Source organism: Aromatoleum diolicum (assembly GCF_012910955.1).
In the GTDB taxonomy this organism is placed as follows: Bacteria; Pseudomonadota; Gammaproteobacteria; order Burkholderiales; family Rhodocyclaceae; genus Aromatoleum; species Aromatoleum diolicum.
In genome coordinates, this window is sequence record NZ_WTVQ01000048.1 from 23,520 (window position 1) to 34,086 (window position 10,567).

Here is a 10,567-nt window from a genome sequence, read left to right on the forward strand (position 1 = left end):
CCCGATGTCCTGCTGTATTGGATATCGCTAGTCTATGTAGCGTTGGATAGTGAAAGTCACTTAAATGGCGTGCATATGCAGTGATAAATAGGTATCTTGAACGCGATTTTCCGCTGGAGAAGTGAAATGCGCGAGCTTGACCGCACTGACCGCCGCATCCTCGATTTGCTGCAGAAGGATGGGCGGATTGCGATGACCGATCTGGCCCAGAAAGTCGGCCTGTCGGCGACGCCGTGCACCGAGCGCGTGCGGCGCCTGGAGCGCGAGGGGGTGATCACCGGCTATCACGCGCGCGTGAATCCCCAGGCGCTGGGGAAGAACCTGCTGGTATTCGTCGAGATCAAGCTGTCCGCCAAGTCCGGTGAAGTCTTCGATCGGGTGAAGAAGGAGTTGCTGTTCGTGCCCGAGGTGATGGAATGCCATCTGGTGTCGGGCGATTTCGATTATCTGGTGAAGGCGCGCATCACCGAGATGAGCGAGTACCGGCGCCTGCTCGGCAACATTCTGCTGAAGTTGCCGTCGGCGGCCGAATCGCGCAGCTATGTGGTGATGGAGGAGCTGAAGGAAACGCTGTACCTCCCGGTGGAGTGAAGGGCGTGCGCGCGCGCGCCGGGGCGCAGTGAGCAGCTCAGATCAGGCCGGGGATTTCCGGGCGGAACAGCGCGTCGGCGATCGGGGCGTCGAACTCGACCGTGTCGATGATCGAACGGCCGATATAGCGGCCCATTGCGTAGTGATGTTCGATCGCCGGGTACAGGCGGCCATCGACGCTGCGGAAATCGTCGTAGATGGTGCCGAATACCATCTCGCCGCCGTGCGGGCTGGGCAGGATGCCGCGCGAGCGCATCACGCGCCCGCTGGCCGGGTCGACTTCGGCAACCAGACGCAGCCCGTCGGCCAGTGGCAATTCGACGAGATGCAGACGCCCGTCGCCAAAAGCGTATTCGCCGCGGTCACGCAGTGTGTCGCGCGCGGCGAGCAGGTTCCACGGCAGTGCGATGCGCGCGGCCTGAAGGATCAGCGCGCTGCGGAAGGCTTGACCCATTGGCCTGTTGCGTTGCCACGCGATCGGCCCGTCGACGATGCGGGTTTCGATGCCGTTGGGGTAGTGGATCTCGATGCGGAAACGCTCTGCGCCCCTGTAGGCGCGCAGCAGGGCGCCTTCGCCCTGCATGTGGGAAATGGTGCGTCCGCGTTGCAGGATCGACGTCGGCGGGGCTGCCGTGCCGTACGCCTGCACGATGCGCTCGAGCAGCGGTCCGAGATCTGCCGCCACGGCGAGCCCGGTGCATGCCAGCAACGCTAAGGCCGCCAGTGTGCGAAGCCCCGTCCGCAGCAGGGGGGCGATCATCGCCTACTCCTTCTTCCAGCGGTCGTGACCGATGAATTCTTCCCAGTTGAGGAAGCCGTCGCGATCCTTGTCCATCTGGTCGAATTTTTCGGCCATGTAGCTGAAGCGTCCTGCAACCTCTTCGCGCGACAGGCGGCCATCCTTGTCGGCGTCGGCGCCGTCGAAGCGCTCGCTCGCCTTTTGTTGGGCGGCCCGGCCGATTTCTCCGCGCCGGTCGTTCTGGTCGAGCGAGGGAATGCGTGACTGGGCGGTCACGACGACGGGCGTGGCAAGCAGCACCGCCAGCAGGGCGGTTGCGAGGGAGGGCAGGGCGGAGTGCATGATCGACTTCCGGCAGGACCAGGGGGTGAGGGAGGGGCGCTGCGGTGTTGCCGCTTGCGGGCATGTGAGGGAAATGTTCCGCCAATTCGGCGCCGCTGGCAATTGCGGGCTGAGCGTGCGTTCCCCTGCTGCGCTGCAATGTGTTCCAGCTTGTAACACCTGTGTCATCGGCAATGGTCCGGCTGTGTCAAAGCGGATCATTTTGTAATGCTATGTTCAGCCAACGTGGCGCGAAAATCGAGGAAAACGCGGTAAAAATGTATTAATGATCTCCTTGGCCCGGAGCTTGCAATGTCCGCCCAAGCCCGCCGCACGGCGTGGCTGCGCGCATGTTTCGTCGCCTTCCGGCAGCTCGGCTCCGCATGCGACCGCGACATAAACAAGGCAACAAACCAAAGGCCAAGGAGGCAAGAAAAATGATTTCTCGTGCGAAATCCGGTGTATTCGGGCGGACGGCTCTCGCCAGCGCGCTGTGCGCACTCGGCCTGGGGCAGGCTCATGCGGTGAGCTTCTCGCAGGGCGACTCGACGATCGACATCAACGGCACGATCAACGGTTTCTATTCGAACCGGACGGCGGAAAGCGGGGGCGTGAAGACCACGAATTCCGCGCTCACCAACGGCCTGTTGCCGGGCTGGATCAACTTCGTGTTCACGACCAAGGTCGAGGGGCTGGACGTCAAGGCGCACGTGGGTTTTGCGCCGGGCATCAACGACAAGTCGGACGTCGTCGGCCTGCCGAGCAATCCGGGTTGCGGCGGCGCGACCGGCTGTGACAGCCCCTTCTCGCAGATCGACACGCGCAACCTGTATTTCCAGTTCGGCGCGAGCGACTGGGGCACGATCAAGCTCGGGCGCGACATCGGCCTGTTCGGCCAGAAAATCATCCTGTCCGACATGACCCTGCTGGGCCTGGGCGGCAACAGCTACGCGGCGACGCCGTTCAACACCACTTTCGGCATGATCGGCCACGGCTATATGTACACCGGCTTCCAGCCGCAGATCACCTACACGACGCCGACGATGGGCGGATTCTCGGCGTCGGCCGGCATCTTCGATCCGAACAAGTTCGCCGGTGACGAGACCAAGGATCCCGGCTTCCAGGCGATGCTGAACTACGACTGGAAGGCGGGTGCGAGCACGACCGGTTCGCTGTGGGCGGGCTTCATCCACCAGGGCACGAGCGGCGAAGGCAGCTTCGACGCCAACGGTTACGAACTCGGCGCCAAGGTCGGCATCGGCAACTTCGAGGCGGTGGCCTACGGCTTCGACGCGAAGGGGCTGGGGCTGTCGACGGTCGGCGCGCTGTTCTTCTCGCCTTTCGACAAGAACAAGGGCAAGGGCTACTTCGTGCAGGGCACGTACAAGTTCGGCAAGACCAAGGTCGGCCTGAACTACGGCGAGAACCGCGACAGCGGTGGGGCTCTGTCCGAGACGAACAAGTTCCGCTCCGCGACGCTTGGCGTGTACCACAGCCTCAACAAGTACATCACGCTGGTCGGCGAATACAACCGCGAGAAGGGCACCGGCGGCGACATCTTCCCGGGCGATCTGAAGACCCGCACGATCTCGCTGGGCGGCATCCTGTTCTTCTAATTACGCTGCATTTCGCGTGCGAGGACGGGTTCATGACATGGGCTCGTCCTCGATCAATGTTGCATGGAGGGAGGCCGTCAGGGGCCTATATTGCGGGTATTCTTTTGTTTCCCGACTCTAAGGCATGCTGATGATCGATCCGGATATCGAGGCGCAACGCGCCGTGGCCACCGAACTGGTGGCGCTTGTTCTACTGGCCGACGGGGTGCTCGCGAGCCGGGAACTGGAAGCGATGGATCGGCACGGTATTCCGCAGTTGCTGGGCGTGTCGCGTGACGCGCTGATCAAGTCCGTGATCGACCACTGCCGCAAGTTGCTGCAGCGGCCGGAGCGTATCGACCCGGTGCGCTTGGTGGATATCGAGCGTTTCGAGTCAATGCTCGACCGGATTGTCGCCCCGACCCTGCGCGAGACGGTGTGCCGCGTGATGCTGGTGCTGGCAAAGGCCGATGGGGTCATCTGCCAGCCCGAACAGACGCTGCTGCGCGACGTGCTGACGCGCTGGGGAATCGCGCTGGAGCGTCTGCGCGACTGAGCGGCGCGCGTGCCGCGGCGGCGGTCCGCATGGGCGATGCGCGTCGCGCCGGTCTTACGCGTTGGTTGCCGCGGCGGCAATAAAACGTATCATGTTCCCGGATGCCTGCTCCGGCCGCGCCTGCGCCGCGAGGGGGCGGCGTGACCCGCCTGCGCTACGGGCGGGGCGGGAAAGACATGGGCGCGCGTATGTTCAGATTGACCCGGTATTTTTCGCTCGCCAGCGGCCTCGCGATTCTGGCGATGTCGGTGCTGCTGCTGTGGGCGTACCGCAGCAGTGAGGTTGCCGAGCGCACCGAGATATCGGGCGTGCGCAACGAGATGCTGGCGCGCACTTTCGCCAACGCGATTTGGCCGGAGTTCGGTGCGGCACTGGTCAATGCATCGGGCCGCGATGCGCAGGCCCTGCGCGAGCAGGCCCTGACGCGGCGCCTGCACGACAGGATTCGCGAGCTGTCGGTCGGCGTGCCGATCATCAAGATCAAGGTTTACGATTTGCAGGGCAAAGCCGTGTTTTCGACCGTCGCGCGCGAGATCGGCGAAGACAAGCGCGACAACCGCGGATTCCTGTCGGCCCGCAACGGCGCGACGATCAGCGAGATGGTGTACCGCGGCAAGATGAGTGCCACCGAGGGCGAGATCGAGAACGTTAACGTGGTCTCGAGTTACATCCCCATCCGGCCCGATCCCGACGGGCAGGTGAAGGCGGTATTCGAGCTGTACGCCGACGTGTCGGGCGACATCAGGGAAATCGACCGTGATTCCTGGCGGCTGTTGTTGGGTCTGGCGATCAGTTTTGGCATCCTTTACGGGGTGCTGCTGCTGATCGTCGGGCGCGCCGACCGGATCCTGCGGCGCCAGTACGAGGCGATCCGCGAAAACGAGACGAGCATCGGCACGAAGAATCTGGCGCTCGAGGCGGCCAACCAGCGCTTGCACATGGCGGCGAGCGTCTTCGAACGCAGCATCGAGGGCATCGTCATTACCGACCCCGAGCAGCGCGTCATCGAGGTGAATCGCGCCTTCACCGAGATCACCGGCTACACGCCGGAGGAGTCGATCGGCAACACGCCGCGCCTGCTGTCATCGGGCTGGCACGACGAAGCGTTCTATCGCGCGATGTGGGACGCGGTGCGCGAGCAGGGATATTGGCAGGGCGAGGTGACCAATCGCCGCAAGACCGGCGAGGCGTATCGTCAGTGGCTGACGCTGTGTGCCGACTATAACGACCATCGCGAGGTCGTGTACTACATCGGCATGTTCTACGACATCACCGAGAAGCGTCTGAGCGAAGAGCGCATCGCGCGCCTGGCCTACTACGATGCGCTGACCGGACTCGCGAACCGGCGACTGTTCGAGGACCGTCTGGAGAACGCGGTGCTGCTGGCGCGGCGCAATGGCACGAGCCTGGCGGTATTGTTCATCGACCTCGACCGCTTCAAGCCGGTCAATGACAGTCTCGGGCACAAGGCGGGTGACACGCTGCTCAAGCAGGTAGCCGCACGGCTGAGCGGGATCGTGCGCGATTGCGATACCACCGCGCGGCTCGGTGGCGACGAATTCGCGATGTTGCTGGGGGGGGAATCCTACGAGCGCCGACAGGTCACCGCGGCGGTCGCGCAGCGCATCCTCGACGCGTTGTCGGCGCCTTTCATGATCGAGAACCGCGAGATCGCTACCGGCGCGAGCATCGGCATCAGCTTTTATCCGACCGACGGCGCTACGCCGGAGATCCTGATCAAGCATGCCGATGTGGCAATGTACCAGGCCAAGCGCAGCGGCCGCGGCCGCTACCGCTTCTTCCTGCCGGAGATGAATGCCGGCGCGCTCGAGCGGCTCAGCCTCGAGGAGAGCCTGCGGCATGCGCTGGAGCGCGACGAATTCGAGCTGCATTTCCAGCCCAAGGTGTGCACGGCCAGCGGCACGCTCACCGGCGCCGAGGCGCTGCTGCGCTGGCGTCACCCCGCGCGCGGTCTCGTGCCGCCGGCGGAGTTCATCCCGATAGCCGAGGAGACCGGCTTGATCGTGCCGATCGGTGCCTGGGTGCTGGAGCAGGCCTGTCGCCAGGTGATGGAATGGGCGCAACGCGTGCCGTCCGGCTTCCGCATTTCGGTGAACCTGTCGGTACGTCAGTTGCAGGGCGACGTGGATGAAACCGTCCGGGAAGTGCTGGCGGCAACCGGGGCCGACCCGTCGAAAATCGAGCTGGAACTCACCGAGAGCATGCTGATGGGGGATACCGAGCGCGCGATCGCGCTGATGGACACGCTCGCCGGGTTTGGCGTGCAGCTTGCGCTGGACGATTTCGGTACTGGTTACTCGTCGCTTGCCTATCTGAAGCGTTTTCCCATCCACAAGCTGAAGATCGATCGTTCCTTCGTCAGCGACCTGCCCGGCGACCGTGGCGCCATCGCCATCGTCCAGGCGACCATCGCGCTCGCGCACAGCCTCGGTTTGACGGTCGTTGCCGAAGGCGTGGAAACCGCGGGGCAGCTGGAATTCCTGCGTGAAGCAGGATGCGGCGAATGCCAGGGGTATCTGTTCGGTCCGCCGGTCCCGGCCGCGCAGTTCGCCACCATGCTCGGAGACCCGCAAGTGCAGGTAATCGGGCGCCAGGCACCATAAAACTCCCGCGCGGTGGGGGAGTCTACGATATTTCCATTGCTGTAATATTGCGCACCTTCCGGGGCTCGCGGCTGTACGCGTGCCCGGAAGCTCGCCTGCCGGAGGGCTGCCATGCGCATTCGAAAACTGATCAAACCTCTGGCCATACTCGTCGGCTGCCTGCTCTATGCCATTCCCGACTGGCTGACGGATGAGTTCGGTTCGGTGAGTATCGACCAGGTGCTCTATCACCTGCGTTTCGGCGCGGAAGGACTGCTCACGAGCGATCCGGAACTGACCCGCCGCTTCCTGTGGCGCGCGCTCGCACTGCCGACTGCGCTGGCGCTCGTGCTGTGGGGCGTGGACGAGTGGGCCAATCATCTGCGCGCGAATCCGCACAAATGGCCGGTGCCGTGGCTGCGCCGGGGCTACTACTGGGTGCGTGTCGGCATGCGCCGACTGGGCGCGGCGCTGCTGCGCCTGACCCGTCACGGGGTGTCGCGTGCGATCCCGCTGATTGTGCTGGGGGCCGGCGTGGCCTACTTCATCGACAGTTTTTCGCTGGCGCGCTATGTGCGTGCGTATTTCGGTGAGGACTATTTCGCCGGCTCCTATGTCGATCCGGCCCGTGTCGCGGTCAAGAGCGGCAAGGAGAAACCGAAGAACCTGGTGCTGATCTACGTCGAGAGTCTCGAGAACACCTACTCCGATCCGGCCTTGTTCGGCCGCGACCTGCTGCACCGGTTGACTGCCTACAAGTCGAAGCCGCGCGTGATCTCCTTCGACAACTACCGCGAGATGCAGGGCGCGCATTTCACGATCGCCGGCATCGTCGCGACGCAGTGCGGCCTGCCGCTGAAGTCGGTGGCGCTGTTCGGCGGCAATGTGCAGGGTGAGCAGGTCGAGCGCTTCCTGCCGCGCGCCCGCTGCCTCGGTGACATCCTGGCCAGCCACGGCTACACCAATGTGTTCCTCAACGGCTCCAGCCTCGCGTTCGCCGGTGTCGGCAAGTTCTTCCAGGATCACCATTACAACAGGGTGGTCGGGCGCGAGGAATGGATCAGCGAGGGCGAGCGGCCCGAGCTGATGAGCGGCTGGGGCCTGCATGATGACGATCTGTTCCGCCGCGCGCGCGGCGAGCTCGACAAGCTGATGAAGTCGCGCAAGCCGTTCAACCTGACGGTGCTGACGATCGACATGCACCATCCCTACGGCCATTTGTCCTCGCACTGCGAACGTCAGGGTTTCCAGGACTTCGAGGGCATCGTCGAATGCACCGCCGGACAGGTGGCCGATTTCATCGACTACATCGCGGCGAAGGGCTGGTCGGATCGTGTCGCGGTGGTCGTGCAGGGCGATCACCTCGCGATGGGCAACACGTCGTACGACAAGCTGATCAAGAACCCCGAGCGCCGCGTGTTCAACCTGCTGGTCGGGGCCGACAAGAAGGTGACGAAGAACACCGACGAGGTGACGCACTTCGACATGCTGCCGACGATTCTCGATCTGGTCGGACTCAAGGTGGAAGGCGAGCGCGCCGGCCTGGGCTATTCGGCGATCGGCCCCGTGACCGTGCCGCGACCGACTGACCGCATCGCGAAGATGACCGAGCAGCTGATGAACTACAGCGCGACCTACCGTGCGCTGTGGGAGCTGCCGCCGCTTCCGGGGCCGGACGGTGACGGGGCTGCGGACGTGATCGTCACGCCGGTGCCCCCGCCGCCGCGTCCGCCCACCCCGGCGCCGGCGCCGTCGCCGCGCAAGGTCGGTCACAGCGACTGAGCGTGCAGCGGCGGCGGTGCCGGGGCTGCCAGGGGTCAGGGTTGGTCGCGCGGGGGCCTATACTGGATCAGGAGCCCGATCTGGGTCCGGAGCCCGATGCGGCTGGGAGGCGGAATGCGTGCCAAGGGAATCGTTAGGGGGGTGCTGGCCGGCGTGCCGGCGTTTTGGGTTGCGCTGGCCCTCGCCGCCGGCCCCGATTGTCGGGATTGCCATGGCGGGGCTGAGCGTCCACCTGGTGCGGGGGACTATTCCGCCTACTATGCGAACCCGGCGCGTCACCACCCGGTGGGCGTGACACAGCCGGGACCGGACCATCCGGCCTACCGGCAGCCGGGCGCGGAGTTGGAAGGCATCGCCTTCTTCGACAGCAATGGCAACGGTAGCCTCGATGCGGAAGAAGTCCGTTTGTCGGATGCCGGTACGGTGGAGTGCTATTCGTGCCATCGCGAACATGGTGGCGACGAACCGCCGGCGGCGTCGCCGGCGACCTATTTGCGCGTGAGCGAGCGTGACAGCGCCTTGTGCATGATCTGCCACCGCATCTGAGGCGGCGCGAGCAGGACAGCCGCGCGGCGCCTAAGCCACGTCGGTGGGGCGATTTACTTCGACCGAGACGTGGATGAGTTCTTCGTGCGGCGCGAGCGCCCGTTTTACGGCGGTCGGGGTGATCGCGCGATCGTCGCTGAGCACGCCGATGATGACCGCGAAGCGGTTGCGGCCGACACGCCAGACGTGCAGGTCGATGATGTGCGGCGCCACCGGCCAGCACGGGTGGGTGGCGAGTGCATGGCGGATCTCGGCGACCACCGGATGATCCATCTCGCGGTCGAGCAGCACGCGGGCGGTGTCGCGGATCAGGCCTTGCGACCAGCGCGCGACCAGCACCGCGCCGACGATGCCCATCACCGGATCGAGCCAGTTCCAGCCGTACAGCATGCCGCCGAGGAGCGCGACGATGGCCAGCACCGAGGTGGCGGCGTCGACGATGACGTGAAGGTAGGCTGCGCGCAGGTTGAGGTCGTGGTGGTGGTCGTGATGGTCGTGGCTGCGATGATGGTGCCCGTGCGTGTCGGCGTGCGCCTGGGGGTCGTGGTGCGCGTGCCCGTGATGTTCATGCCCGTGCTGGCCGGCGCGGTTGAGGATCATGGCGCAGACGATATTCACGATCAGGCCGATCACCGCCACCGTGATCGCTTCGGCAAAGCGGATCTCTTGCGGTGCGAGCAGGCGTTCGAACGACCCGAAAAGCATCGCTGCGGCGACACCGATCAGGAAGATCGCGCTGGCGAAGCCCGCGAGGATCTCGATTTTCCAGGTGCCGAAGGCAAAGCGCGGATCGTCGGCGTAGCGGCGCGCGGCGGCGTAGGCGAGCGCGGAGAGGCCGATGGCGAGCGCGTGCGAACTCATATGCCAGCCGTCGGCGAGCAGTGCCATCGAGTTGAACCACCAGCCCGCGACGATCTCGACGACCATCGTCAGCGCGGTAATCAGCATCACCAGCCGTGTGCCGCGCTCGGCGGCGAGGTTGCCGTCGTCGAACGTGTGGTTCGGGGTCCAGTCGCTCGGCGTGTTGGCGGACATGTGCGGGCTCGGTACGTTGGCTTACAGGTACTTGGTGAGCTGCTTGAGCTCACGGATCGCGTCGCCCGCGCCGCGCCCTTCGGCGATGGCGTGTTCGAGGCAGTGGTCGATGTGGTCCTGCACCAGCGTCTTCTTGGCACTGGCGACGGCGCTTTCCACCGCCTGCAGTTGCTGCGCGATGTCGATGCACGGACGCTCGGTCTCGAGCATCGCGAGGATGCTGCGCAGATGGCCTTCGGCGCGCTTCAGGCGCTTGATGATGTCGGGATGGGAGGTGTGCGTGCTCATGGTGTCTATCCTATCCTGGGGGAGGGGATACGGCAAGCAGCCTCCTGGCAGGGGAGAGCTAGGGCCGCGAAGCCGATTCGACATGCACGGCCAGCCACACCGTGGCCGGGCCGGTGGATTCGACGCGGTGGCGGCAGTGCGCGGGAATCGTCAGCCAGTCGCCGGCGCGCATCGCTTCGCGACGGTCGTCGGCGAACGCGATCACCGCTTCGCCCTGCACCACCATGACCCATTCAGTCTGTGTCTGGTCGTACCAGAACCCTTCCGGGCTGGCGTGGCCGTCGGAGACGATGCGCTCGATGCGCAGTTGCGGGTGCTCGAACAAGGTGTCGAAGGTTTCGTCGGCGCCCGGCGGCGGCAGGGCTGCGAACAGGTTTCCTTGCATGGGCATGTGCGGCGGGCTCCGTTTGAGGCGGCGATCTGCATCCCGGACTGCGACCGCGCCGCGGGGCGGCATGACGGACGCCAGATCCATGGCGAGGCCGCAGGAAGGGCGGTGCAAGGATAGCTG

At 65.0% G+C, this 10,567-nt stretch carries 11 protein-coding genes; 6 read left to right on the plus strand and 5 right to left on the minus strand.

Features of this window, described 5'->3' with window-relative positions; genetic code table 11:
- The first annotated feature begins 126 nt into the window (after positions 1-126).
- Positions 127-591 (plus strand): winged helix-turn-helix transcriptional regulator, encoded by a 465-nt coding sequence (locus GPA25_RS20130; protein ID WP_169262193.1) that lies wholly within the window; start codon positions 127-129, stop codon positions 589-591.
- Positions 592-628: 37 nt separating this feature from the next.
- Here GPA25_RS20130 and GPA25_RS20135 read toward each other — a convergent pair whose 3' ends face one another.
- Both GPA25_RS20135 and GPA25_RS20140 read right to left on the minus strand, forming a co-directional pair.
- A complete protein-coding gene (locus tag GPA25_RS20135) occupies positions 629-1,351 on the minus strand; it encodes a hypothetical protein (protein ID WP_246265932.1) in 723 nt (240 codons plus the stop codon).
- A gap of 3 nt (positions 1,352-1,354) precedes the next feature.
- Positions 1,355-1,672, minus strand: coding sequence for a CREC-EF hand family protein (locus GPA25_RS20140; RefSeq protein WP_169262194.1), 318 nt, complete (start codon positions 1,670-1,672; stop codon positions 1,355-1,357).
- 416 nt (positions 1,673-2,088) lie between these two features.
- Here GPA25_RS20140 and GPA25_RS20145 point away from each other — a divergent pair, with 416 nt between their 5' ends.
- From GPA25_RS20145 to GPA25_RS20165, 5 genes are all read left to right on the plus strand, one after another.
- On the plus strand, positions 2,089-3,267 hold the full coding sequence (locus GPA25_RS20145) for a porin (RefSeq protein WP_169262195.1): 1,179 nt from the start codon (positions 2,089-2,091) through the stop codon (positions 3,265-3,267).
- A gap of 124 nt (positions 3,268-3,391) precedes the next feature.
- Positions 3,392-3,802, plus strand: a complete 411-nt coding sequence (locus tag GPA25_RS20150) for a TerB family tellurite resistance protein (protein WP_246265934.1) — start codon at positions 3,392-3,394, stop codon at positions 3,800-3,802.
- 188 nt (positions 3,803-3,990) lie between these two features.
- The gene (locus GPA25_RS20155) at positions 3,991-6,426 is read left to right on the plus strand and encodes a putative bifunctional diguanylate cyclase/phosphodiesterase (RefSeq protein WP_169262196.1); all 2,436 of its coding nucleotides are present in this window, start codon (positions 3,991-3,993) and stop codon (positions 6,424-6,426) included.
- A 111-nt stretch (positions 6,427-6,537) separates the two neighbouring features.
- Positions 6,538-8,187 (plus strand): sulfatase-like hydrolase/transferase, encoded by a 1,650-nt coding sequence (locus GPA25_RS20160; protein ID WP_169262197.1) that lies wholly within the window; start codon positions 6,538-6,540, stop codon positions 8,185-8,187.
- Positions 8,188-8,301: 114 nt separating this feature from the next.
- Entirely contained in the window at positions 8,302-8,733 is a 432-nt protein-coding gene (locus GPA25_RS20165) for a cytochrome c3 family protein (RefSeq protein ID WP_169262198.1), read from the plus strand.
- Positions 8,734-8,763: 30 nt separating this feature from the next.
- On the opposite strand, the gene dmeF is transcribed toward GPA25_RS20165, so the two are convergent.
- Genes dmeF through GPA25_RS20180 form a run of 3 tightly spaced genes read right to left on the minus strand, consistent with a single transcriptional unit; the run spans position 8,764 to position 10,447 of the window.
- Positions 8,764-9,768 (minus strand): CDF family Co(II)/Ni(II) efflux transporter DmeF, encoded by a 1,005-nt coding sequence (gene dmeF / locus GPA25_RS20170; RefSeq protein WP_169262199.1) that lies wholly within the window; start codon positions 9,766-9,768, stop codon positions 8,764-8,766.
- Between the two features lie 21 nt (positions 9,769-9,789).
- Positions 9,790-10,056, minus strand: coding sequence for a metal-sensing transcriptional repressor (locus GPA25_RS20175; RefSeq protein ID WP_169262200.1), 267 nt, complete (start codon positions 10,054-10,056; stop codon positions 9,790-9,792).
- A 58-nt stretch (positions 10,057-10,114) separates the two neighbouring features.
- Positions 10,115-10,447 carry a cupin domain-containing protein gene (locus GPA25_RS20180; RefSeq protein WP_169262201.1) on the minus strand — a complete coding sequence of 111 codons (333 nt, stop codon included), beginning with the start codon at positions 10,445-10,447 and terminating at the stop codon, positions 10,115-10,117.
- Between the last annotated feature and the right edge of the window lie 120 nt (positions 10,448-10,567).